The sequence below is a fragment of the Kushneria indalinina DSM 14324 genome, assembly GCF_003385845.1.
Lineage (GTDB): Bacteria > Pseudomonadota > Gammaproteobacteria > Pseudomonadales > Halomonadaceae > Kushneria > Kushneria indalinina.
Window position 1 is genome coordinate 442,932 of record NZ_QRDJ01000008.1, and the last position, 23,670, is coordinate 466,601.

21 protein-coding genes are annotated in these 23,670 nt (G+C 52.7%); 15 read left to right on the plus strand and 6 right to left on the minus strand.

Annotated elements, in window-relative coordinates:
• Window positions 1–41: 41 nt before the first annotated feature.
• From ettA to C8D72_RS13050, 3 genes are all read right to left on the minus strand, one after another.
• The gene (ettA, locus tag C8D72_RS13040; RefSeq protein ID WP_115854852.1) at window positions 42–1,703 is read right to left on the minus strand and encodes an energy-dependent translational throttle protein EttA; all 1,662 of its coding nucleotides are present in this window, start codon (window positions 1,701–1,703) and stop codon (window positions 42–44) included.
• Window positions 1,704–1,890: 187 nt separating this feature from the next.
• Window positions 1,891–2,079, minus strand: coding sequence for a PA3496 family putative envelope integrity protein (locus tag C8D72_RS13045; protein WP_115854853.1), 189 nt, complete (start codon window positions 2,077–2,079; stop codon window positions 1,891–1,893).
• 176 nt (window positions 2,080–2,255) lie between these two features.
• Window positions 2,256–2,693, minus strand: coding sequence for a PAS domain-containing protein (locus tag C8D72_RS13050; protein WP_115854854.1), 438 nt, complete (start codon window positions 2,691–2,693; stop codon window positions 2,256–2,258).
• A 262-nt stretch (window positions 2,694–2,955) separates the two neighbouring features.
• Here C8D72_RS13050 and C8D72_RS13055 point away from each other — a divergent pair, with 262 nt between their 5' ends.
• On the plus strand, window positions 2,956–3,240 hold the full coding sequence (locus C8D72_RS13055) for an Rdx family protein (RefSeq protein WP_115854855.1): 285 nt from the start codon (window positions 2,956–2,958) through the stop codon (window positions 3,238–3,240).
• Between the two features lie 27 nt (window positions 3,241–3,267).
• On the opposite strand, the gene C8D72_RS13060 is transcribed toward C8D72_RS13055, so the two are convergent.
• Together C8D72_RS13060 and C8D72_RS13065 are read right to left on the minus strand one after the other, a co-directional pair.
• Window positions 3,268–4,248, minus strand: coding sequence for a zinc transporter ZntB (locus C8D72_RS13060; RefSeq protein WP_115854856.1), 981 nt, complete (start codon window positions 4,246–4,248; stop codon window positions 3,268–3,270).
• A 73-nt stretch (window positions 4,249–4,321) separates the two neighbouring features.
• Entirely contained in the window at window positions 4,322–5,020 is a 699-nt protein-coding gene (locus C8D72_RS13065; RefSeq protein WP_425453285.1) for an arylesterase, read from the minus strand.
• Window positions 5,021–5,132: 112 nt separating this feature from the next.
• Between C8D72_RS13065 and C8D72_RS13070 the strand changes: the two genes are divergently transcribed.
• The 3 genes from C8D72_RS13070 to C8D72_RS13080 all read left to right on the plus strand — a co-directional run bounded on the left by C8D72_RS13070 (window position 5,133) and on the right by C8D72_RS13080 (window position 9,897).
• Complete coding sequence (locus C8D72_RS13070) at window positions 5,133–5,837, plus strand: ABC transporter ATP-binding protein (protein WP_245955277.1); 705 nt, start codon at window positions 5,133–5,135, stop codon at window positions 5,835–5,837.
• Window positions 5,834–8,410 (plus strand): ABC transporter permease, encoded by a 2,577-nt coding sequence (locus tag C8D72_RS13075; protein ID WP_115854858.1) that lies wholly within the window; start codon window positions 5,834–5,836, stop codon window positions 8,408–8,410. The genes C8D72_RS13070 and C8D72_RS13075 overlap by 4 nt, the downstream gene beginning before the upstream one ends.
• A 548-nt stretch (window positions 8,411–8,958) precedes the next feature.
• Entirely contained in the window at window positions 8,959–9,897 is a 939-nt protein-coding gene (locus tag C8D72_RS13080; protein ID WP_115854859.1) for an ATP-grasp fold amidoligase family protein, read from the plus strand.
• A gap of 68 nt (window positions 9,898–9,965) precedes the next feature.
• Here the strand turns inward: C8D72_RS13080 and C8D72_RS13085 are convergent, their stop codons facing one another.
• Complete coding sequence (locus C8D72_RS13085) at window positions 9,966–11,357, minus strand: O-antigen ligase family protein (RefSeq protein WP_115854860.1); 1,392 nt, start codon at window positions 11,355–11,357, stop codon at window positions 9,966–9,968.
• A gap of 250 nt (window positions 11,358–11,607) precedes the next feature.
• Here C8D72_RS13085 and glyA point away from each other — a divergent pair, with 250 nt between their 5' ends.
• From glyA to C8D72_RS13135, 11 genes are all read left to right on the plus strand, one after another.
• Window positions 11,608–12,870 (plus strand): serine hydroxymethyltransferase, encoded by a 1,263-nt coding sequence (glyA, locus tag C8D72_RS13090; RefSeq protein ID WP_115854861.1) that lies wholly within the window; start codon window positions 11,608–11,610, stop codon window positions 12,868–12,870.
• Between the two features lie 233 nt (window positions 12,871–13,103).
• Window positions 13,104–14,369, plus strand: a complete 1,266-nt coding sequence (locus C8D72_RS13095; RefSeq protein WP_115854862.1) for a lipopolysaccharide biosynthesis protein — start codon at window positions 13,104–13,106, stop codon at window positions 14,367–14,369.
• 21 nt (window positions 14,370–14,390) lie between these two features.
• The gene (locus C8D72_RS13100; RefSeq protein ID WP_115854863.1) at window positions 14,391–15,299 is read left to right on the plus strand and encodes a phytanoyl-CoA dioxygenase family protein; all 909 of its coding nucleotides are present in this window, start codon (window positions 14,391–14,393) and stop codon (window positions 15,297–15,299) included.
• Window positions 15,300–15,322: 23 nt separating this feature from the next.
• Window positions 15,323–16,321, plus strand: coding sequence for a UDP-N-acetylglucosamine 4,6-dehydratase (inverting) (gene pseB / locus C8D72_RS13105; protein WP_115854864.1), 999 nt, complete (start codon window positions 15,323–15,325; stop codon window positions 16,319–16,321).
• Window positions 16,321–17,481, plus strand: a complete 1,161-nt coding sequence (pseC, locus tag C8D72_RS13110) for a UDP-4-amino-4,6-dideoxy-N-acetyl-beta-L-altrosamine transaminase (RefSeq protein ID WP_115854865.1) — start codon at window positions 16,321–16,323, stop codon at window positions 17,479–17,481. The genes pseB and pseC overlap by 1 nt, the downstream gene beginning before the upstream one ends.
• Complete coding sequence (gene pseF / locus C8D72_RS13115) at window positions 17,478–18,194, plus strand: pseudaminic acid cytidylyltransferase (protein WP_115854866.1); 717 nt, start codon at window positions 17,478–17,480, stop codon at window positions 18,192–18,194. Before pseC ends, pseF begins: the two co-directional genes overlap by 4 nt.
• Window positions 18,191–19,333: a UDP-2,4-diacetamido-2,4,6-trideoxy-beta-L-altropyranose hydrolase gene (gene pseG, locus C8D72_RS13120; RefSeq protein WP_115854867.1), complete on the plus strand. Its 1,143-nt coding sequence runs from the start codon at window positions 18,191–18,193 to the stop codon at window positions 19,331–19,333. Before pseF ends, pseG begins: the two co-directional genes overlap by 4 nt.
• Window positions 19,330–19,968 (plus strand): formyltransferase family protein, encoded by a 639-nt coding sequence (locus C8D72_RS13125; RefSeq protein ID WP_115854868.1) that lies wholly within the window; start codon window positions 19,330–19,332, stop codon window positions 19,966–19,968. The genes pseG and C8D72_RS13125 overlap by 4 nt, the downstream gene beginning before the upstream one ends.
• A 3-nt stretch (window positions 19,969–19,971) precedes the next feature.
• Window positions 19,972–21,030 (plus strand): pseudaminic acid synthase, encoded by a 1,059-nt coding sequence (gene pseI / locus C8D72_RS13130; protein WP_115854869.1) that lies wholly within the window; start codon window positions 19,972–19,974, stop codon window positions 21,028–21,030.
• Window positions 21,030–22,460 (plus strand): hypothetical protein, encoded by a 1,431-nt coding sequence (locus C8D72_RS17380; RefSeq protein WP_147301535.1) that lies wholly within the window; start codon window positions 21,030–21,032, stop codon window positions 22,458–22,460. The genes pseI and C8D72_RS17380 overlap by 1 nt, the downstream gene beginning before the upstream one ends.
• Entirely contained in the window at window positions 22,444–23,658 is a 1,215-nt protein-coding gene (locus C8D72_RS13135; RefSeq protein WP_170140601.1) for an O-antigen ligase family protein, read from the plus strand. Before C8D72_RS17380 ends, C8D72_RS13135 begins: the two co-directional genes overlap by 17 nt.
• Window positions 23,659–23,670: the final 12 nt, after the last annotated feature.

Genomic DNA, 23,670 nt, shown 5'->3' on the forward strand with positions numbered 1-23,670 from the left:
GATGGGGTGGCCCTTTTGATGGCTGCAGGCGCCGATGAAGATCAGGCGTCGATGCGCTTGTACTTCATGCGTTTGGGCGTGTCGCTGCCCACGCGCTTGTGGTAATCCGCTTCATATTCGGTGTAGTTGCCCTCGAAGAACTCCACGTGGGAGTCGCCTTCGTAGGCCAGAATATGAGTGGCCACACGGTCCAGGAACCAGCGGTCGTGGCTGATGACCATGGCGCAGCCCGGGAAGGCCAGCAGCGCCTCTTCCAGCGCGCGCAGGGTCTCGATGTCCAGATCGTTGGAGGGCTCATCGAGCAGCAGCACGTTGGCGCCCTGCTTGAGGGTCTGGGCCAGCTGCAGGCGACCACGTTCCCCGCCGGAGAGATCCTTCAGGTACTTTTGCTGATCGTTGCCCTTGAAGTTGAAACGACCCACGTAGGCACGCGAGGAGACCTCGTAGCCGTTGATGCTGAGCATGTCCTGGCCGCCGGAAACGGCTTCCCAGACGGTCTGGCGATCATCCATGGCATCGCGCAGTTGCTCGACGTAGGCGATATCGACGGTCTCGCCGACCACCACGTCACCACTGTCGGGCTGCTCCTGACCGGTGATCATGCGAAACAGGGTCGACTTGCCGGCGCCGTTGCCGCCCACAATGCCCACGATCGCACCCGGCGGTACGGACATCGACAGATCCTCGATCAGCATCCTGTCGCCAAAGCGCTTGGTGACGTTGTGCAGCTCGATGACCTTGTCGCCCAGACGCGGTCCCGGCGGAATATAGATCTCGTTGGTCTCGTTGCGCTTCTGGAAGTCGCCGGACTGCAGCTCGTCGAAGCGGTTGAGACGCGCCTTGTTCTTGGCCTGGCGCCCCTTGGGATTCTGGCGAACCCACTCGAGCTCCTGCTTGATGGCCTTCTGGCGGGACGCCTCCTGCTTGGCTTCCTGCTCCAGACGCTTCTCCTTGCCCTCAAGCCAGGTGGAGTAGTTGCCTTCCCAGGGGATGCCCTGACCGCGGTCCAGCTCGAGGATCCAGCCGGCGGCGTTGTCGAGGAAGTAGCGGTCGTGGGTGACCGCCACGACCGTGCCGTCGAACTCGGTCAAAAAGCGTTCCAGCCAGCCGACCGACTCGGCGTCCAGGTGGTTGGTCGGCTCATCGAGCAGCAGCATGTCGGGGCCTGACAGCAGCAGCCGGCACAGGGCCACGCGGCGGCGCTCGCCGCCGGAGAGATGCTCGATTTGGGCATCCCAGGGCGGCAAACGCAGCGCTTCAGCGGCCACTTCCAGCTTGCGCTCCAGATTGTGGGCGTCGCTGGCCTCGATCATGTTTTCAAGGCGTGCCTGTTCGGCGGCCAGCGCATCAAAGTCGGCATCCGGCTCGGCGTAGGCCGCGTAGACGGCATCCAGCTTCGTCTGGGCCTCGGTAATCTCGGCCAGCGCTTCCTCGACGGTCTCGCGAACCGTCTTGCTGTCGTCGAGCTCCGGTTCCTGCGGCAGGTAGCCCACGTTGAGATTGGGCATGGCCCGGGCTTCGCCGTGATAATCCTGATCGACGCCCGCCATGATTCTCAGCAGTGAGGACTTGCCTGAACCGTTAAGTCCGAGGACACCGATCTTGGCGCCGGGGAAGAACGACAGGGAAATATCCTTGAGGATGTCACGCTTGGGGGGCACGGTCTTGCCCACCCGATTCATGGTATATACGTATTGCGCCATGGAGTGGATTCAGCCTCGTAGTCAATGGTGATAGGCAGGGTATCAGAGGCAGTTGTCTGCCAGTACCGTGATGATAGAGATCAGGGGAGGTCACGGCCAGTGCCAGGCGGCGGGGAATGTCATCTTCAGAGACAGACAGGGCGCCACACGGGCGCCCTGTAAGAGGAGGCAATGGGCGGTGGAAAAACTACTCCTCCTCGTCCCACGCCTCCCAGCCATCGATCAGATCGCGCTCGAGTCGACGCGCTTCCAGCAGCGTTTCAAGCCGCCTGCGGGCACAGATTCCGCCCTTTTTGGGACGTGCATTGGGCGTCCAGGTGTCATCGTTGACCGCGTCCTGCTCATCGGGTGCTTCTTCAAACAGCTCGGTACTCATGGGGCTGCCCTTCGCTGTAAAAAAGGCTATATAGCGCCGTTTGTGGCCCCGGGCAAGCGGTTTTGTTCGACCCCGGCCATCGATTGTCGATGGCCGGGGGCAAGGGCGAAAATCAAAGGGGCCCGCACATGGCGGGCCCCGAAGCGTGTCGCTGGTACACGATGGCAGACGCGGGATCAGGATATCTCTTCAACGCGAGCACGCAGGCGCTCGAGCTCCTGCTGTGCCTCGACCAGGCTGGTCACGTCCTTCTGGACACCGATAAAGTAAAGCAGCTGGTCTTCTTCATCGTGTACGGGCGTGATGGAGAGCTCGTTCCAGAACAGGGCGCCATCCTTTTTGTAATTGCGAATGACTTCGCGGCAGGCCTGTCCTTCCTTGAGGGCGTCACGAATGCGGTCAAGGCCGGGCTGCTGGTTGTCGCCGTTTTGCAGAAAGCGGCAGTCCCGATAGAGGATTTCGTCGGCGCTGTAACCGGTCAGTGCCTCGAATCCGCCGTTGACGTAGATCAGAATGTTCTCGTTGCCTTCCTGTTCTGCCACGACAATACCGTCACCCGAGGCATTGACGACACGTTCGAGCAGCTCGGGGCTGATCATCCGCTGTGTTTGCATGATCGGTGCTTCCTCAAATAAAAATGCTGCCCTGACGCGCAGGTAGCGGCTTTTCGGTCATGAAGGATAGGCTTGCATGATATGAAGTCAGACCAGCGTGATGCCAGCATAATGAGTAGTAAAAACGGATTATCCGTGCCCCTCTATTAGTTGAACTAATGAGGAGCAGGGGTTTTTAAGGTCACCTGTTGCTCGATATAACCCTGGTTATGCGTAACAGACGCTCGGCATCAAGGCGGTGCCAGCAATAAAGGAGTGATTCATGAAGGTTGTCATCCATTACTGCACTCAGTGTCAGTGGCTCCTGCGGGCCGGATGGTACGCGCAGGAGTTGTTGTCCACCTTTGGCGAGAGCCTTGAGCAGGTGGCGCTCGCGCCTGGCCACGGGGGGCATTTCGAGGTCGTGATCACCGCAGACGAGCAGAGTGCGCCGGAAGTGATCTGGGAACGCAAGCGCGATGGCGGCTTCCCCGACATCAAGGAGCTCAAGCGCCGGGTGCGTGACCGGCTCGATCCCGAGCGCGATCTGGGCCATATCGACCGCTGAGCCAGTGGATCGGGGCCACTCGAGTGACTACCACCAGCGCCACTTTTTCAAAAGCGCCATGACACCGGCGCCGACCAGCATGGAAAGCAGCACGACCACCGCAAAGCCGGCCGGGCTTTCGGCGCCGGGAATACCGCCAACGTTGATCCCCAAAAGCCCGGTCAGAAAGGTCAGGGGCAGAAATACGGCGGTCATGATGGCCATCAGGTACATGCGTTCGTTGAGCCGCTCGTTGTGCGAGTTCCAGATCTGCTCCTGCAGGATCAGGGCGCGCTCCTGCATGGCGCGAAAGTCCTCAACATAGCGGTAAAGCTGATTGGAGGCTTCACGCAGCCACAGGCGCGCGGTCTCATCGAAGATGTCATCTTCTGCCAGCCGTGCCAGGCAGTGATACTGCGGCTCCATGAAACGGCGCAGCGTGATCAGGGGTTGGCGGATCTCGGTCAGGTCCTCGCTGGTAATGGCAGCGGCATTTTTGAGGGTCTGGCGCTCTTCCAGTTCGCCCAGCGATTCATCGAGCTGATGGGTCAGGTCGCCGACGCGATCCACCAGGGTGTCGGCCATGCCGGCCAGCAGCTCGCCCACGTTGCGGGCGCCTTCGCCGGCCTCAAGATAGGCGCGCACTCGCGTAATCGACTGCAGTGGTCGTCGGCGCACGGTGATCAAGCGGTTGTCGGCCAGCCAGACACGCAGCGAAATCAGATCGTCCGGATCGGCTCCCGGGTTCAGGTTGATACCGCGCAGGGTGGTGATTCTCCCGCCCTTGAAAACGGCCACGCGCGGACGCGTGTCTTCTTCCGTCAGCGCCTCGATGACGTCTTCGCTGAGTTCGGCGATGGTGGCGAGAAAGTGGTCAACATCCTTGTGGGTAAAGTCCAGATGCATCCAGAGCTGCGCCTCGTCGTGATGCCAGACGCGCGCAAGCTCCTCGGGATCCAGGGGCATACCGCTGCCCTGGCCATCCAGACGATAGGCCACCACAAAGGAGGAGAGAGAAGCAGAGGACATGACAGGTTTTCCACCATGAGTCGGGGTAAGAAACAAAAGACACGGCGGCCGGCCGCCGTGCTTGAACCAGTACTTAATGGCGGCTGGCAGGGGCCATGTCACCTGATGATACTTCATCGAGCATGGAAGCCACGGTCGGCCAGATATTATCGAGAATGATGGGCTGACCCTGAGCGTTGGGATGAATTTGATCGTCCTGCATCAGATCATCGTTCAACGCCACCCCTTCAAGAATAAAGGGCACCAGCGGCACATCGTACTCACTGGCAAGCGTCGGGAAAACGTCGGCAAAGGCTTTCGTGTAGGCCTGACCGTAATTGGGCGGGATCAGAATGCCCAGCAGCGCAACCCGGGCACCGCTGGCCTGGCTCTTCTCGATCATCTGCGCCAGGTTATTGTGCATGCGACCCGGTGGCAGCCCCTGCAGGCCATCGTTGCCACCCAGTTCCAGCAGCACAATATCGGGATGGTGCGTCTCAAGGGCTTCGGGCAGCCGCTCAAGGCCGCCTGCCGTGGTGTCACCGCTGATACTGGCGTTGATGACCGTATACTGGTCGGGCGCCTCGGATTCCAGCCGCTGACGCAGCAGGTTGACCCAGCCCTCATCGCGATCGATGCCGCGGGCAGCGCTGAGGCTGTCGCCCAGAACCATCAGTGTTTCGGCATGCACCGGCGCCACGGCCGTCGCCAGCACAACCAGCAGCATCCCCAGCGTGCGTCGGGCACTTGAGCCGATGCGGCATGACACATTCATCCAATTCAGGTAGCGCAAGATGTCGACTCCAGAAGCCAGGAAAGATGACGTTGAGCACCCCGGACAGGACGGCAGCCCTGAGGCCGGCCACGCACGAAGCGCTCGCCAACAGAATAGAACACCGATACTGATGGCGCGCCAGCTTGAAAAGACGGTCGACAGCGGCTCGGGCAGGATCACCATCCTCAATGCCCTGGATCTGGAGATTCATGCCGGTGAAAGCGTGGCGATCGTGGGCAGTTCGGGGGCGGGGAAGTCCACGCTGCTGGCACTGCTGGCGGGGCTGGATACGCTCACCCGCGGCGAGCTTGCGCTGTTTGGCACATCCCTGTCATCGCTGGATGAAGACGGCCGCGCCCGGCTGCGCTCGGGGCAGGTCGGCTTCGTGTTCCAGAACTTCCAGCTGCTGCCGACCCTGACGGCGCTGGAGAACGTGCTGCTGCCGCTGGAGCTCAGTGATAGCGACGTCGATACCCAACAGGCAAGCCAGTGGCTGGCGCGCGTGGGCCTTGAAGCGCGCGTGCAGCACCTGCCCAAACAGCTGTCCGGCGGTGAGCAGCAGCGCGTGGCGATCGCGCGCGCCTTTGTGACCCATCCGGCGCTGGTCTTTGCCGATGAGCCGACCGGCAACCTTGACCGTGCCACCGGGGATCGGGTCGCGGATCTGCTCTTTACGCTCAATCGTGAGTCGGGCACCACGCTGGTGGTGGTCACGCACGATCCGCAGCTGGCGGCGCGCTGTGACCGGACCCTGACGCTTGATGAAGGCCGGCTGCACGAGCGCATCAATCCCCACGGCTCAAGTCATGCACCTGACGGAGCCGATCGCCGATGAGTGCCCGATCGATCCCTGCACAATCCGTCTCACGCCGACCGCTGGCCGGTCTTGTTCATACGCTGCGTCTGGGATGGGCCGGGCTGCGGCGTGACCTGCGCGCCGCGGATGTACGCGCGCTCTTTCTGGCTCTGGTGCTGGCGGTGGCGGCCACCACCATGATCGGTTTCTTTCTGGATCGTATCGGTAGCGCGCTGGAGCGTCAGTCCGGGCAGCTGCTGGGCGGTGATCTGGTGCTGGTGCAGGGCAATCCCTTCGACACCGAGATACTCGACACGCTGGAAGACGCCGGGATGACCACGGCGCGCCAGGTCAATACGGTCTCGATGGCCGGCTTCAATGACCAGTTCCAGCTGGCAAGTCTCAAGGGCGTGGCACCCGCCTATCCGCTGTATGGCAGCTTTCAGGTCGATTTCGGCGAGGGGGCCGAAACCACCACCCGATTGCCCGAGCGACACACCCTCTGGGTCGAGCCAAGGCTGGGCACTGCGCTGGGGCTGTCGCTGGGAGACTCCTTGACGCTGGGGGATGAGTCGTTTCGGGTCAGTGGCTGGATTCTCGAGGAGCCGGATCAGGATGTGGGGCTGGCCAGCTTCAATCCGCGCGTCATGATCAATCTGCCGGATCTGGAACACTCGGGGCTGATTGCGCCCGGTGCGCGCCTGACCTGGCGTTTGCTGGCCGCCGGCCCGCCGGAGGCGGTGAGTTCGCTGGATGATCAACTGGAAACCTGGCAGGACCGCGGTATCCGCGTGATCGACGTGCGCAAGGACAGTCCGCGCATTGGTCGGGCGCTGGAGCGCTCCCAGCAGTATCTGAGCCTTTCAGGGCTTGCCGCCGTGCTGCTGGCCGGTGTGGCAGTGGCGATGGCGACCCGGCGCTATGTCGAGCGGCATCTGGATACGGCGGCGCTGATGCGCTGCTTCGGCGCCAGTCAGCAGCAGCTTGCACGCATCTTCGCCGCCCAGCTGGCCATGCTGGCCCTGACGGCCGCGGCGGCCGGGGCCGTGCTGGGACTGGTCGGCCAGTGGGCGCTGTTGAAACTGCTGGTGCAGTTCCTGCCGCTGGAGCTGCCGCCGCCGGGCGTTTTGCCGCTGCTGCTGGGCATGCTGACGGCCGTGGCGATTCTGATCGGGTTTGCCGGGCCGACGCTATTGCGTCTCAAACAGGTCAGCGCGCTCAAGGTGCTGCGTCGGGAGCTGGCACCGCTGCCGGCCGCCGCCTGGGTGATCATTGCCTGTGCCAGTCTCATGTTCGGCGCGTTGCTGTGGCTCTATAGCGGTGATCCTGTGCTGTCAGCCGGGTTGCTGGTCGGCGGGCTCATCACGCTGGTCGTGCTGTGGGTCGTGGCGCAGGGAATGCTGTCACTGCTGCTGTGGGGGGCAAGGCTTTTGCCGCAGCACTGGCGCATGGGCAGTCGACAGCTGGCGCGGCGGCGGCAGTCCAGCATTGGCCAGATTCTGGCCTTTGCCGTCACCTTTGCGCTGATGGCCCTGATTGCACTGGTGCGTACCGACCTGATCGATGACTGGCAGTCAAAGCTGCCGGCCGATGCGCCCAATCAGTTCGCCATCAATATTCAGCCCAGCCAGCGCGACGGCTTTATCAGCGCGCTGGATAACATTACCGAGAGCCGTTCGGCGGTCTATCCCCTTGTTCGCGGGCGGCTGGTCGAGATTAACGACGTCACCGCGCGGGATGCGGTCCCTGAGGAGGCCCGCAACGATGGCAACCTGCGCCGCGAGATCAACCTGACCTGGGCGGACACCATGCCCGACAACAATACCATCACCGAGGGCACCTGGTTTGCCGATGGCGACGAGCGGGCAGGGCAGGCGGCCACCCCGAGCGAGCCGGTGGGTGTTTCGGTGGCGGAAAGCATGGCGCAGGATCTGTCACTCGGCATCGGCGACAGACTGACCTTCGACATCGGCGGGCGTGAGGTCACGGCTGAAATTACCAGCCTGCGCCAGGTGGACTGGGAGTCGTTCCAGCCCAATTTCTTCGTGATCTTCCCGCCCGGCGTGCTGGAGCGCTTCAGCCACAGCTTCATTACTGCCTTTCATCTTCCCACCGATGAGCAGCAGGCGCTGGGGCCGCTGGTCCAGCAATATCCGTCGGTCTCGCTGCTTGATATCGACGCCATCCTGCAGCAGGTACGTGACCTGCTGAGCCAGGTCTCCAGAGCCGTGGAGCTGGTGCTGCTGTTCGTACTGCTGGCGGGCGTTGCCGTGCTGTATGCCGCGCTGACGGCCTCACGACCGGCGCGTGCTCATGAATGGGCGCTGCTGCGGGTATTTGGTGCCGGGGACAAACGGCTGGTGCGCACCCAGCTGGCGGAGTTCGGCTGGCTCGGCTTTGCAAGCGGCCTGCTTGGCGCGATGCTGGCGGAAGGGGTCAGTGCGCTGCTGTATGGCGTCTGGCTTGACCTCGATGTGCGCGTGCACCTGAGCGTATGGCTTTTGATGCCGCTGGGCGGCGCGCTTTTGATTGGAGCCATTGGCTATCTGCTCAGCACGCCGCTGCGACGTCAGGCGCCAATGGAAAGCCTGCGATTGCTGGGGGAGGGCTAGCAGGCAAAGCGCTTTTAAACACCGCCCTCATTTCCAGGCTTCCGGTCAGCGATGGCCGGAAGCTTCTCGCCTCAATGCGCTTTCAACGGGGTAATCATTGGGTGCCCCGGCATTTGTGCTGGAAGGGCTGTCATCCCCGTGCTTCCAGTATTTCAATTTTTACTGATTCATTGTTTTTATCGTCAATCAAAAAAATGATGCAGGTTAGTAATATCGTTTTAGCTACATGCGAATTTCCTGTCATCACCAGTAATGGAAAAAGCTGATAGAGATGCAAAGTTCCCTACTTTAGTGCGTATCTGCGTCTTTTTAGCGCTAAAAAGACGCTTCTGCATAGTCGATGCAGGCACGCATGGATACATTCCCCTCGCTTAGCACGCTTCCCTCGTCAAATTTCAGCTTTTCAACAAGCAAGGCACTGAAAATCTGTCGAGTCGCTACATCGGCAGATCGTTCAAGCCGGTCAATAAAGGCAGGAACGACGATCTGACATGACATCCAGACGGATAGTCGTTATTAGCGTTGATATCACCAGGGGGACATGAAGCATGAGAAAGCTGCGAAGCTTGATGTATCAACTATTCAAGAAAACGCCGGACGCCATTTATTTCAATCTGAATTACCTGCGTCTTCATGGTCGATTTTGTAATTTCAGCGCCCCGAAAAGGGTCAGCGAGAAAATATTTCATCGCATGCGCTATCCGCATCCGTGCTTTTCGACCCTGGCCGACAAGGTCGCGGTGCGCAACTACATTAGCGAGCGAGCCGGCGAACAGTATCTGGTCCCCTTCGTTGGTGTTTATGACACGATCACGGAACGTCAGCTGAGCCGGATCAAGGAGCCGTTTGTCATCAAGGCCAACCACAGCGCCGGTCAGGTAAAAGTGGTTAAAAAACCCTGGCATACGGACATGTTCAAGCTGGCCTGCGAGGCCAATCAGTGGCTGAGCCATGACTATGCCGGTCTGCATCGTGAAAAACATTACCGTGATATCAAACCGCAGCTGGTGATCGAAAAGGCGTTACTGGTCGATGGCGAAGTTCCGGCGGATTACAAGGTGCTGGTGCTCAATAACGGTGATGAACAGGAAGTTTATATTCAGCTGATTGCCGGGCGTTTTACCGATATTCGCTGTCAGTTCTTTACCGAAGACTGGCAGATTGCACCGTTCAACCGCCGCGGCTACAAGCCCCTGCAGGGAGACGATCTCAAGGCGCCTGGCTGTCTTGATGAAATGGTCCAGGTCGCCAGGGCGCTTTCCGAACCGTTCAGTTTCTGTCGCGTGGATTTCTTTGTGGTCGGTGAGCGCTGCTATGTGGGCGAACTGACCTTTACGCCCGTGGCAGGGGAGTTCGTGCTTGACCCGGTCAGCGCAGATGTCGAGCTGGGCAGTAAGATCGGTTTTCCGGAAAACATCGACCTGACGAAACCGCCCAGGCAATCGATCAAGGCCACGGCGCCCACCGCTGAAAGCGTTTCGGCGTAAGCACCACATTTCAGGAAACAAAAACGGCAGCCCACGGGCTGCCGTTTTTTATGGTCGGTACATCAGCGTTAATGCTGGTTTTGCCACTGTATGTGATGGCCAAGACGCCGCCGCATGCTATAGGTATAGGCCATGCCGCCCACGGCGCCAATGACATACACGCCAGTGCGGTAGGCCATATAGCTTTCAAACAGATTGACGATGGCCCAGAAAATAAAAAACAGTGACAGAAAGATCATCACATCACTGGGCATATCCCCGCGCCGCCAGCTGCGATAGGCGGATACTCCGATAGTCACAACGGTTGCCAGAAACACCGTAAACCCGGTTATGCCGTTGGCAACCAGTACTGTGAAATAACTGCTATGGAAATGCGTCAAATTATGCCGTGCCGAAATGGCGCCCAGTGTGGTGCTTTCAACTGGATTGGTGCTCTGTAGCAGTAACGGGATATGGCTCTTGGGTCCCCAGCCAAACCAGGGCTGTTCGGCAATCAGTTGAAGCGCATAGTGCCAGGCATGGATGCGAAAGCCGATGCTGGAAGGCGGAACATTTGAAAGATCGCCATCAAGTATCTCAAGCAGGACATTGTGCTCTACCAATATGCGCGAAACGACCTGAGAACCAAAAAGTAGTCCCATCAATAGTATGGCAAGAACGCTTAAAGTCAGTGCCCAGGCAATACGTTTTTTGGCCGTTGCCGAATTCAGATGCCCCTTGGCCAGCAATACCAGCAAGCCCGCAAGTGCTACCAGACTCACTACGCCGATACCCAGCCATGCCGAGCGTGTCATGGTAATCGCCCAGGCAGTCAGCGCCCAGAAAGCCACAAGCACAAACAGGGCTCTTGTCAGCCATCGCTGCCATGGCGACCAGTCATCGGTTTGAATGAAAAAACGCCAGCCAAAACAGGCCTGGGCAATCAGAATAACGCCTGCACACACGCCGGCATGCTGCCAATTCTTGAATCCCAGCGTAGGGCGGGTGCCTGCCTCGATATAGTGGGCAAGCGTCGCTGGTGACTCGCCTGTCAACATTGACCCCACCATCATGCCCACTATCAGAGCGCTTAATGTCCAAAGTGCAATCCGGGTGCTTCCGGCCATCAGCCAAGCAATGGGTAAAATCAAAAATACCTTGCTCAGCCCGCGCATGCTCTTGATCTGATCCTCGGCATAATCAGGGAACATGGCCATGGCTGGGGGTAGGGTAATCAACTGCAGTGCTAGCCAAAGCCCGAACAGCAACCACAACGGATCACGGAAAGATTGTAGACGCTGTGGCTGAACCAATAGGGCAATCAGATAGGTGAGCATTAAAAGGGGCTCGAGGGAGCGCGAGACATCCAGGCTCAATACCCAGGTAAACATGTAAAGCAACAGCGCGGCAATGCCAATGCGGTGACACCAACGAGTGGTCGTGCTGTGTGACCAGACGGGAAAGGAAGCAGTATTAACCATGCTACGCCCTGGTTGTGGATGGTTTTAATGATGGCCGGCGCAATGTAACGAAATGCTTAAGCTTTTCACAGAATTTTATAAAAGGATTTTCTGAAAAAACTTGCCAAGTCATGTCGCCCTCAAGACCAACATGGCCGCGTTTCAAGTGAAAGCCAAAAGGGCGTTGTGTATCATGATGGCAACGTATTTCCCCCGCGCACCTGTTCAGTCCGTCCGGTGCGTTCTCCACCTTCTGGTATCGAGGAAGTTCATGTTCACACGCGATATGACCATTGCCGGCTATGATGATGTGCTCTGGCAGGCCATGCAGCAGGAAAACGATCGTCAGGAAGATCACATCGAGCTGATCGCCTCAGAAAACTACACCAGCCCGCGTGTACTGATCGCCCAGGGTTCACAGCTGACCAACAAGTACGCCGAAGGCTACCCGGGCAAGCGCTACTACGGTGGCTGCGAGTTTGTTGACAAGGTTGAAGAGCTGGCTATTGCTCGTGCCTGCGAACTGTTTGACTGCGACTATGCCAACGTACAGCCGCATGCCGGCTCCCAGGCCAACAGTGCCGTGTTTCAGGCACTGGTCAAGCCGGGTGAGACCATTCTGGGCATGAGCCTGGATGCCGGCGGCCACCTGACCCACGGTGCCAAGCCCAACTTCTCCGGCAAGCACTACAACGCCGTCCAGTACGGGCTCAACGAGCAAGGCCTGATCGACTACGACGAAGTGGCACGCCTGGCCCGTGAGCATCAGCCGAAAATGATCATCGCCGGTTTCTCGGCCTACTCACAGATCATCGACTGGGCACGTTTCCGCGAGATCGCCGACGAAGTTGGCGCCTGGTTCTTCGTTGACATGGCTCATATTGCGGGTCTGGTCGCGGCAGGCGTCTACCCCAGTCCGCTCAAGCATGCTCACGTGGTGACCACCACGACCCACAAGACCCTGCGTGGTCCGCGCAGCGGCCTGATTCTCTCGGCCTTTGGCGACGCCGATCTCTATAAAAAGCTCAACTCCGCCGTGTTCCCGGGCGGGCAGGGCGGCCCCTTGATGCATGCCATCGCCGGCAAGGCCGTCTGCTTCAAGGAAGCACTGGAGCCCGAGTTCAAGGCCTACCAGCAGCAGGTTGTCAAAAACGCCAAGGTCATGGCCGGTGTGTTCATGGAGCGCGGGTTTGACGTGGTCTCCGGCGGTACAGAAGATCACCTGTTTCTGCTCTCATTGGTCAAGCAGGGCCTGACCGGCAAGGATGCCGACGCCGCCCTCGGCCGTGCCCACATCACAGTTAACAAGAACGCCGTACCGGGGGATCCGCAAAGCCCGTTTGTTACCTCCGGCCTGCGCATCGGCACACCTGCCGTCACAACGCGTGGCTTCAAGGAAGACGAATGTCGCGAGCTTGCTGGCTGGATCTGCGATATCCTTGATGCCATGCAAAAGGGTGGCAGCGCTAATGCAGAAGAGACGGTGAAGAACCAGGTCGCCAAGGTTTGTGAAAGGCTGCCTGTCTATTCTTGAAACTTGAGCATTAATTTCTTAAGACCATGCTTTCAAGCATGGTCTTTTGTTTGGAATGCCACTTGATTTCTCCGATTTAAAAATTATGGCGCGTGATGGTATCAATAAGTAGCGTGGCATTTGAAAATAATTCATTTGGCAAGTTTAGGGTTGAGTATCGTATGCAGCTAAAATACTTTTTAGAGATACATTTTTGAATGTTTAATGTTTCTCCAGGTTAGAGCGATGCTGTCATGTCAAGAAGTTTTTTTTCCAATGCATCCATTTATCTTATTTCTAATATCATGGTGTCATCGATACCATTTTTATTTCTACCTTTGCTTACACGTTTGTTTACAGTTGAGGAGTACGGGCAAATAGCCATGTTTCAAACGCTGGTGTCTGGATTGTCAGCGTTTGTTGGTTTGAATACTGTTGGGGCAGCAAATAGAAAGTATTATGATGAAGAAAGTGCCACAGATCTTGCGGACTATCTCGGTGCGTGCCTACAAATAATTTTAACGAGTACTTTGGCTATTGCTGTTTTTTTTACTTTCTTGGGCGAGAGTTTGTCCAATATTTTAAATATTTCCGTTTTTTGGGTTTTTCTGGCAATAGTCAATGCCTTCTCTGTTCAGGTGATTAACCTTCGTTTAGGTCAATGGCAAGTTAGAAAGAAAGCAAAAAGATATGCGCTCATGCAGGTTTCAGTAGGGCTTGCTAATGCAGCCTTGACTGTCGGATTCGTAGTTTTTTTAGAGTGGGGACCTTTGGGTAGAGTGGTTGGTCAGACCTCAGCTCCTATCCTTGTGGCGATAATAGCACTCTTCTCTCTTCTTTCTAGTCAACTTGTATCTGTTTCTTATAAACCAAAACTGATAAAAGATGCTTTGAAATTTGGTGTGCCACTTATTCCTCATATTGGTGGGATGTTTTTGCTGACTATCGCGGATAGATTTTTAGTAAACAAGTATTTAGGATTGAAAGAGGCTGGTGTGTATATGGTTGCCTCTCAGCTCGCAATGACAATGGGAATAATATTTGATGCTTTCAACAAAGCTTATGTGCCTTGGTTATACGAGCGTCTTAAAAGAAATAGAGAAAATGAAAAGCGAACAATCGTCAAGTGGACATATATTTACTGTCTGATTGCCTTGTGTATGGCCGGGCTGGCATTTTTAGTGGCCCCTTCCGCTGTAAATTTTTTGGCTGGAGAAAAGTATAGTAAAGCGTCTCAAGTTGTTGGTTTTTTAGCCTTGGGCCAATCCTTTCAAGGTATGTATCATATGATGTCTACCTATATTTTCTATGCTAAAAAAACAGGAAGACTGGCTTTTTCTACTATTGTATGTGGGTCCCTAAATATTTGCTTGGCTATCATTTTGATTAAGTATTATGGCGTATTAGGTGCCGCAGCCTCTTTTCCTATTACCATGTTTTTAAGAATATGTTGGGTGTGGCACTTGGCGCAATCTAGCTTTCCTATGCCTTGGTTTTCCATATTTAAAAAAATTAAATAAGTCCAGATAAGAAGGTGGGTTATGAGATTTAAATTCGCTGGTTTTTTTGTCAATGTTAAAAAGATCAAAAATGCAGAAAATAAAATAAGTAAAGAAGACTTGGAAGGATTGAATGGCGAGATAACAAGACGCTTGCGAAGCGAAACTGATGTTCGCTTGACAGCTAGATGTGATGAAGTGTTTATGGATAAGTTTGATGAGAAAAAAGCGAAGAGTTGTCTAAAAGATACTGGTATTTGCATAGCGAGAGATTTTATAAACGAAAATGTCGTGGATGACGTTAATTTGGCCATTAAAGATATTGTTAGTAAATGTGTCAAGTTCGATTTGTCAGATAAAGATTTTGTAGAGGAAGAAAGTTATCTAATGCAAAAAGGAGGGGCTAAAGTGTCCGGCTATGCTGCTTTGGCAAGTTATGGGAAGCCTGTCATTCAAATCAGGCAGGGTGCTGATCAAGGCATGGTCGATATATTTAATGCAGACAAACTTGTTCCAAGTATAGAAAAAAATATTAGAAATATTTTTGAGCAAGAGGATGTTAAAAAAGCGCTAGGCAAAAAAGGCATGGAGGCTAAAAATTTAAATATCTATATAAATAGAGGAGTCGAGAAAACTCGCGGTTTTCATGTGGATTCCTATGGAGAGCAAATAAAGGGATTTGTCTACCTTACTGACGTTTTAAGGCTTGAGGATGGTCCTTATACATATGTGAAGAAAAGCCATAAAAAAAACCTGTACAGAAAAATCAATAAATTAATTTCAGAGCAGTACGAAAACGAGACCGAGGCTCCTATCGTCCCGTATGAAGATGTAATGCCTGTGCTGGCGCCCAAAGGGTCTTTAATTATCTCTGATCAAGGCGGTGTGCATAGAGGCTTTCCACAATCTTCTGAGGGGGAGCGAATTGTAGTTGTAATGAACTATAAGTGATAACTTGCTAACAAGGAGGCGAGGTGTTTACTAACGCATCTATTATGGTTACCGGCGGCACGGGCTCATTTGGTCATACCTTTATTCCCATGCTGCTGGAAAAATATAACCCCAAGAGGGTCATTATCTTTTCCCGCGATGAAATGAAACAATGGGAAATGGCCAAAAAATTTGTAGGCGATGAACGTGTGCGCTTTTTTATCGGTGATGTACGCGATCGCGAGCGTGTATATAGAGCGCTGGATGGTGTGGATTATGTTGTGCACGCGGCGGCAACCAAAATCGTGCCGACCGCCGAATACAATCCGTTCGAATGTGTCAAAACCAATGTCACTGGTGCCATGAACCTTATTGATGCCTGTATTGATAAGGGCGTCAAAAAAGTAGTCGCGCTTTCAACAGATAAGGCCAGCAGCCCCATCAATCTTTACGGCGCCACCAAGCTGACCTCGGACAAGCTCTTTGTCGCGGGCAACTCTTATGCCGGCGGCCACGAGACCCGATTTTCAGTAGTGCGCTACGGCAACGTGATGGGCTCGCGGGGTTCGGTCATTCCCTTTTTCATGTCGATCCGTGACAAGGGCGTGCTCCCCATTACCGACGATCGCATGACCCGGTTCATGATTTCCCTTGAAGAAGGCGTGGAGCTGGTCTGGCACGCCTTTGAAGACATGGAAGGCGGAGAGATCTACGTCAAAAAGATTCCCTCCATGAACGTGACGGATCTGGCCCGTGTGATTGCGCCTGAAGCAAAGCAGGAAGTGGTTGGGATTCGCCCCGGCGAAAAACTGCATGAGCAGATGATTGGCTCGGAAGATGCGCACTATACCTATGAGTATCCCGAGCACTTCAAGATCCTTCCGGCCATCAACAGCTGGGACAAGGATGCCAACCGCATCAAGGACGGTAAAAAGGTTCCCGAAGGGTTTGTCTACGCCAGCGACAATAATAGCGAATGGATGAGCGATGAGACGCTCAAGGCCTGGATCGCTGAAAACTGGGAAAAGATTGGGAGCATCTGATGATTCCATATGGTCGCCAGGACATTACCGACGCCGATATCGATGCTGTTGTTCAGGTATTGAAATCAGACTACCTGACTCAGGGGCCGACGGTACCTGCTTTTGAAAAAGCGCTTGGGGATAAGGTCGGTGCCAAACATGCACTGGCCATGAACAGCGCCACTTCAGCGCTTCACCTGGCCTGCCTTGCACTTGATCTTGAAGCAGAGGATTGGCTATGGACCTCACCTGTGACCTTCGTTGCCTCTGCCAACTGTGGGCTTTACTGCGGCGCCCGTGTCGATTTCGTTGATATCGACCCCGAGACGTACAATATCAGTCCGGATGCGCTCGAGAAAAAGCTGATAGAGGCAGAGCAACAGGGGCGGCTTCCGAGCGTCGTAGTGGCGGTACACCTGAGTGGCCAGCCCTGTGACATGCAGGCCATCCATGCGCTGGGGCAGCGCTACGGGTTTCGCATCATCGAAGATGCCTCCCATGCGATCGGGGGCAAGTATCTGGATGAGTACATCGGCAACGGTCTCTACAGCGAAATTACGGTATTCAGTTTTCACCCGGTCAAGATCATAACCTCTGCAGAAGGGGGCATGGCGGTCACCAATGACAGCGTTCTTTTCGAAAAGATGGCGCTGTTGAGAAGCCATGGGATCACGCGGGATGACGCTTCCATGCGCTCGGCGTCCCATGGACCCTGGTACTACGAACAGATTGCCCTCGGGTATAACTACCGGATGACCGAACTGCAGGCCGCTCTGGGGCTTTCACAGCTCGAACGGCTGGATGAGTATGTCGAACGTCGTCACTCACTGGCGCGTCGCTATAATGAAAAACTGGCCGGGTTGCCGCTCAAGACGCCTTACCAGACCGACACTGGCTATTCGGCATTTCATCTCTATATCGTTCGGCTGAATCTCACACGTATCGCCACAGACCACCGAACCGTTTTTGAGTATTTGCGCAAGCAGGGCATCGGGGTCAATCTTCATTATATCCCGGTGCATCTGCAGCCTTACTATGAAGACATGGGATTTGTCCGGGGCGATTTTCCGGCATCCGAAGCCTATTACCGGGAAGCCATCAGCCTGCCGCTGTACCCGGGGCTTACCGAAAGTGATCAGGATGAGGTTATCCGCGTTCTGACGCAGGCACTCGCGCCATGACAGGGGTGGCGATCATTCCCGCCCGCGGAGGCAGCAAACGTATTCCGCGAAAGAACATCAAGGTCTTTTGTGGTGCACCGATGATCGCGCACTCGATCCGTGCTGCGCTTGCATGTCCGAGCATCGAGCGTGTCGTGGTATCGACCGACGATCATGATATTGCCGAGACCGCTCGTCAGTACGGGGCAGAAACCCCCTTCATGCGGCCTGACGCGCTTTCCGATGACTTCACGGGAACGATACCGGTGATGGCTCATGCCGCGCAGTGGCTCAAGGATCATGAAACCCTGCCCGAGTTTGTCTGCTGCATCTATGCAACAGCGCCCTTTCTTTCATCGGAGTATTTAGAACGCGGGCTGGCTCAACTTCAGGGCAGTGACGACGTTGATTTCGCGTTTTCAGTCACCGATTACGCCTTTCCCATCCAGCGCGCCCTGAAAACGACCGACGATGGTCGTGTCCAAATGTTCAACCCGGAACATTTCTCGACCCGCTCTCAGGATCTGGAAGAGGCATGGCACGATGCCGGTCAGTTCTACTGGGGCAGGGCAGAGGCCTGGCTCGAGCAGCGGCCTTTGTTCAGTCCGCGCTCTTGCCCGGTAAGGCTTCCGCGTCACCGAGTGCAGGATATCGATACCCCGGACGATTGGGTGCGCGCCGAATGGCTTTTCAAGGCGATGCAGGCAGAACGCGAACATGGGGCGAGTTCATGAGCGCACAGCGTGATAACAGCCCGCGCGTTGTCGCCTTTCGAGTTGATGCCTCGCTGGAGATGGGCACGGGGCACGTGATGCGCTGCCTGACGCTTGCGCGCGCCCTCTCAAAGCAGGGAGCGACATGTCATTTTCTGTGCCGTGATCACACAGGGCATCTGATGAATGCGATCGAGACGAATGGTTTCTCGATACACGCTCTGTCAAACGCCGACTCGAATGACGCTGCACCTCAAAGCACCAAGGCGCCAGCGCATGCGCATTGGTTGGGGGCCAGTTGGCAGCAGGACGCCGAGCAGTCTCGATCGATCATTCAGGACATTGGCCCGGACTGGCTGGTGGTCGATCACTACGCCCTTGACGCGCGTTGGGAGAACGCGGCTCTACCCGACGCGACTCGGCTTCTGGTCATTGATGATCTGGCGGATCGACCGCACGCTGCCGATGCGCTGCTTGATCAGAACCTGGGGCGACAGGCCGAGGACTATGAACATCTGGTGCCCGGTCACTGCGACCTGATGATCGGGCCACAGTATGCGCTGCTCAGGCCGGAGTTTGCGCAGTGGCGGCCCTACAGCCTTGAGCGCCGTGAGCACCGTCGGGAATGTCAGGAGCTGTTGATCAGCCTTGGCGGCGTTGACAAGGATAATGTTACCGGCATTGTGCTGGATGCATTGCAGCAAAGCGACTTGCCCGCCAAGTGTCATGTCACGGTGGTCATGGGGGCAACAGCGCCGTGGTTGGGTACTGTCAGGGAGCAGGCGGCCAAACTGCCCTGGTCCACCGAGGTCGTAGTCAACGTCGATGATATGGCGCGTCGGATGGCGAATGCTGATCTGGCGATCGGCGCGGCTGGAAGTACGTCCTGGGAGCGCTGTGCTCTAGGTCTTCCTGCAATTATGATTGTCATCGCCGAGAACCAGAAGATGATAGCGAGGTATCTTGCAGAGCATGGTGCAGTGATATGTGCAGGAAACGCTTACAGCTCGGGCCTGAAATTTGAAATTTCAAATTCGATAAGCAATATCCAAAGACCATCGACTAAACTTGGTCATATGGCTGAAAGTTGTTTTCGTTTAGTTGATGGTCTGGGCACGGATAAAGTTAGCTCTACTATATTAAACTATGGTTGCCCATGAAAATTTCAATACTCTGTTCTGATAAAGATCATCCTATAAATCCTTGGGTTAATAGATGGATCGGTGATAATCGCGGAAGATGTGAAATAGATTTGGTCAGAGATGTCGAGGAGCTTAGGGGTGGCGACCTTCTTTTTTTGATTTCCTGCCATCAAATCGTTAACTCAAGTCATAGATCTAAATACTCAAGCACGCTGGTTGTCCATGCCAGTGATCTTCCAAAAGGCCGTGGTTGGAGCCCTTATATCTGGGATCTTTTGGAGGGCGCTGACTGCATTACTGTAAGTCTCTTGGAAGCAGAGGATGGTGTCGATACGGGTGCCATATGGGCAAAGCGGACGTTTGAAGTGAAAAATCATCAGTTGATCGATGAGATTAATTCTGAGCTTTTTGAGACGGAGCTCATGCTCATGAGCGAAGCGCTGTTGCTTTTTGGTTCGCAACATACACCTGAAAAACAAGATGAATCAAAAGCAACTTACTATCGGAGAAGAACGCCAGCCGATAGCGAAATAGATCCGGAAGATAGTTTGCGAACGTCTTTTAATAAAATCAGGTTGATGGATTGGAAGCGATATCCCGCTTTCTTTTATATGAACGGATTTAAATATTCAATAAAGTTGGTTAAGGAGTGATTTGTGCAAAATATAAGAATAGATGGTAGGGATATCGGTGAAAATCATGCGCCTTATGTGATTGCGGAGCTGTCTGCCAATCATAATGGTGATATTTCGAAAGCGTTGGAAATTATAAAAACCGCAAAAGAGTGCGGTGCTGACGCAGTTAAAATTCAAACCTATCGCCCGGATACCATTACACTTAAAAGTGATAAGCCAGACTTTCAGATCAATGATGGTCTCTGGAAAGGGCGAACTCTTTATGAGCTGTACGAGTGGGCACATACGCCGTGGGAGTGGCATGCCAGGCTGTTTGAATATGCCCGTTCACTTGGCATCACCCTGTTCAGTTCTCCCTTTGACACGACCGCCGTCGACCTGCTGGAAGAGCTTGGGGCCCCCGCCTACAAGATCGCCTCGTTTGAAGCCATTGATCTCCCTCTGATCGAGTATGTGGCGTCAAAGGGCAAGCCGATGATTATTTCCACCGGCATGGCCAATGATGAAGAGATTCAGGAAGCCGTCGATGCAGCCCGAGGCGCTGGCTGCAAGGAGCTTGCCATTTTGCACTGCGTCAGTGGTTATCCCGCGCCTGCAGAAGATTACAACCTGCGCACGATCCCGGACATGATCAATCGTTTTGGCTGTGTGACCGGCCTCTCAGACCATACCCTGGATAATACAACAGCGGTTACCAGTGTGGCCCTTGGCGCATCGCTTATTGAAAAGCACGTGACGCTCGACAGAAGTGGTGGCGGCCCCGATGACAGCTTCTCACTTGAGCCTGAAGATCTAACGGCCCTTTGTAGAGACACCAAAACCGCATGGGCGGCTCTGGGCAAGATCGACTATGGACAAAAATCGAGTGAACAGTCTAACGAAAAATTTCGGCGCTCTTTATACTTTATTAAGGACCTTAAAGTTGGCGATGTTGTTACAGAAGACTCAATAAAAAGTATTCGTCCCGGGTATGGCTTGCCTCCGAAGTTTAAAAAACAAATCATAAATAAAACGCTAAAAGAAAATGTTGAAAAGAATACTCCTGTGCGTAGAGATTTGTTTAAAGAAGATGATTTTTAATGAAGATCAAGAATATGCTAAGTTTGGCGCTAAAAGCTCTTTCTCAAGAGCCCGAGGTTTATATTGCATACCTGTTCGGCAATAAAACGCACGAATTATCGTTTCTGAACAAAAAAAAGAAAATGTATACCGGGAAATTGCAGCGAATAATAATTTTCTTCTGGATTGCCTTGAGGAGGTTTTCTTTATTACAGAAGAAAGTAAAAAGAGTGGATGTTGTATACTATGCTGAAACCAGTAATCAGTTTAATTCATTGATTCCTTCATACAATGAAATTTCGAAAATAGAAAAATGTAGCTTTATTCTCGATAAAGAAGCCGCTGGCAAAAAAAGTAAAGTTTGTAATAGTTATAAGCTTGGCTTCGATATGAAGCATCTCATAGGGTCCTTGTACCTTATGCTTGCACGTCATTCAAAATTGGATAAAGAGTTAAATGAAAAAAACCTCAGTAAAGAAATCAAGTATAACTTGGATAAATTTTATGTACCATATCCGTACTTGCTATTTTTTTTAAGTTTTTTAAAAAATGCTCAGCCTAGAGTTGTTGTAGTTTCAAACGATCACAACCCTACCAATAGATCTTTAAAGCTGGCCGCAGAAGTTTTAAAAATTAAAACTGCATACATGCAACATGCCTCGGTTTCTAATTTATTTCCTCCTCTTGAATTTGACTATGCTTTTCTAGATGGTGTTATTAGCCTTAATGAATATGTAGAATGCCAAAATAAAGCCAAGAGAATAAGAAAGTCTAAAAGTCGGGTTTATCTGTGCGGGCAACAGAAAAAAGTTTTAAAAAATAACTCTTCTATAAAAAAAAGAGGAGTTGGAATTGGTGTGAATAAACTGGATGATGTTAAAAAGGTTATATCTTTGATTGAGCGGTTGAATAGGCTGGATTGCAAAGTCTATGTTCGAGTTCATCCCTATCAGGGAAAAGAGTTTTTAAATAGTATCTCAAACCGCTTTAGGAATAACGAAAGCGTCGAAATAATAAATCCAAGGGACATTTCCTTAAGCGATTTTTTTGGATTTTGTTCTGTGCTGATTGCAGCAGATACCAGCCTGCATTTAGAAGCGGCATTAGCTGGAATTGAAACGTATTATTATAATATGGGAGGAGAGAAAACCGATTACTATGGCTTTGTACGTAATGGAGTTTCTAATTATCTTCCCAAGGATTTAAAAACGATAGAAATATCAAAAAATGATGAAAAAGGAAAAAGAGAGACAGCCATAAGAAAGTATAGCGAAAGTTATAAAACTTCATGGCAAGATAAAGAGGGTTGTTTGGTGGCAAGCATACTAAAGGACATCGTGAATGAAACAGATTGTTCAGACAGATTTTTCTATAGGCTTGAACCCAGTTTTTGTTTTGATAAGGTTTTTTTATTAAACCATAAAGGGTCAAATGATGTTGATCTTCAATAATAAATTAAGGCAACTGATTGTATTTTTTTACATTGCATTATATTGCGCTTCTACATCGCTAGCAAATCAGTATACGGATAAGCATACAGCTGTATTTTATTCAAACACAATTTTTTCGCTATTATCTTTCCTGGTTTTTGTATTTTTATACAGCAAGCAAAATATCAGAGGAGGGCTGCAAGTTGGAATAATAGGTTTGTGCATAATCTTACTTCTTTCTCCAGTGTATCTGACTTCAGGAAGTAACTGGGCCATAGCGTATTTTATATGTTTTTCATGCATGGCTTTTGTTTTCTCAACTTCAGATTTTGATTTAAAGGATTATTCTTCTTGCTTGGTTTTTAGTTATTTTTTAATAGTTTTTTTGTCGGTTTTTAATTATTTTTTTGGAGGAGTGTCCGGGGTTCGTAGTCTTAATTATACGGAAATAGATTTTTTTGGGTGGGGCATTAAATCTATTTATGGTTTTGAGGGAAGTACCGCCAATCTTGGCGGGTTAACCCCGATGGTTTTTTTGGTGTCTATTTTTTATTCAAAAGGGGTGGTTAGGTTTTTGGGCGTTTTTATTTCATCAATTATAATTTTTTGGACAGCAACTGATACTCCTTGGGTGGCAATTTTTTTCAGTGTGTTGATTTTTTTGTTGCCCTTGACCAAAGGGTATAAGTTTTCAATGATTGTGGCAGGCTTTTTAATTTTTTGCTTTTCTATAGTTTTGTATGGAAGTATCCCAAATTGGGTAGACAATGAAGTGCCTAAGTCTCAGCTCACTGAAAGCCAGATTTGGATAGAAAAGCACCTTAGAGAAGGTACTAACGGAAGGGTTGAGATTTGGACCAAGCAGATAGATTCAATTGCGAATAATTATGGTGTTTCCAATTATTTTTTTGGTGGCCCAGATTATGCTGTAGTACCAATAAGATGGGGTGAGGGTACTACTGAAAACCCACACAACTCATATATTAATATGTTTTTTAATGCGGGCGCTTTAGGGGTGGGAGGGCTGATGGTTTTGTTTTACTTTATTTCTATTGGTTCTGATAAAAAAGAGTTCTCTTTGTTTGTTTCTCTGTTAGTTGCTGGCATGACTAGTAGTGATATTTTTTACCCCAAAAACCCGTATTATTTTATTATGCTTGCTTTGCTTTTTGCAGCCTCTTTAAAGAGGCTGTATAAGCAAGATGTTTCTGAAACTTAGATTTAATACATA

Coding starts and splice junctions, on each gene's coding strand:
- ettA (WP_115854852.1), bottom strand. CDS start 1,703: ATGGCGCAATACGTATATACCATGAATCGGGTGGGCAAGACCGTGCCC.
- C8D72_RS13045 (WP_115854853.1), bottom strand. CDS start 2,079: ATGAGTACCGAGCTGTTTGAAGAAGCACCCGATGAGCAGGACGCGGTC.
- C8D72_RS13050 (WP_115854854.1), bottom strand. CDS start 2,693: ATGCAAACACAGCGGATGATCAGCCCCGAGCTGCTCGAACGTGTCGTC.
- C8D72_RS13055 (WP_115854855.1), top strand. CDS start 2,956: ATGAAGGTTGTCATCCATTACTGCACTCAGTGTCAGTGGCTCCTGCGG.
- C8D72_RS13060 (WP_115854856.1), bottom strand. CDS start 4,248: ATGTCCTCTGCTTCTCTCTCCTCCTTTGTGGTGGCCTATCGTCTGGAT.
- C8D72_RS13070 (WP_245955277.1), top strand. CDS start 5,133: ATGGCGCGCCAGCTTGAAAAGACGGTCGACAGCGGCTCGGGCAGGATC.
- C8D72_RS13075 (WP_115854858.1), top strand. CDS start 5,834: ATGAGTGCCCGATCGATCCCTGCACAATCCGTCTCACGCCGACCGCTG.
- C8D72_RS13080 (WP_115854859.1), top strand. CDS start 8,959: ATGAGAAAGCTGCGAAGCTTGATGTATCAACTATTCAAGAAAACGCCG.
- C8D72_RS13085 (WP_115854860.1), bottom strand. CDS start 11,357: ATGGTTAATACTGCTTCCTTTCCCGTCTGGTCACACAGCACGACCACT.
- glyA (WP_115854861.1), top strand. CDS start 11,608: ATGTTCACACGCGATATGACCATTGCCGGCTATGATGATGTGCTCTGG.
- C8D72_RS13095 (WP_115854862.1), top strand. CDS start 13,104: ATGTCAAGAAGTTTTTTTTCCAATGCATCCATTTATCTTATTTCTAAT.
- C8D72_RS13100 (WP_115854863.1), top strand. CDS start 14,391: ATGAGATTTAAATTCGCTGGTTTTTTTGTCAATGTTAAAAAGATCAAA.
- pseC (WP_115854865.1), top strand. CDS start 16,321: ATGATTCCATATGGTCGCCAGGACATTACCGACGCCGATATCGATGCT.
- pseF (WP_115854866.1), top strand. CDS start 17,478: ATGACAGGGGTGGCGATCATTCCCGCCCGCGGAGGCAGCAAACGTATT.
- pseG (WP_115854867.1), top strand. CDS start 18,191: ATGAGCGCACAGCGTGATAACAGCCCGCGCGTTGTCGCCTTTCGAGTT.
- C8D72_RS13125 (WP_115854868.1), top strand. CDS start 19,330: ATGAAAATTTCAATACTCTGTTCTGATAAAGATCATCCTATAAATCCT.
- C8D72_RS17380 (WP_147301535.1), top strand. CDS start 21,030: ATGAAGATCAAGAATATGCTAAGTTTGGCGCTAAAAGCTCTTTCTCAA.
- C8D72_RS13135 (WP_170140601.1), top strand. CDS start 22,444: ATGTTGATCTTCAATAATAAATTAAGGCAACTGATTGTATTTTTTTAC.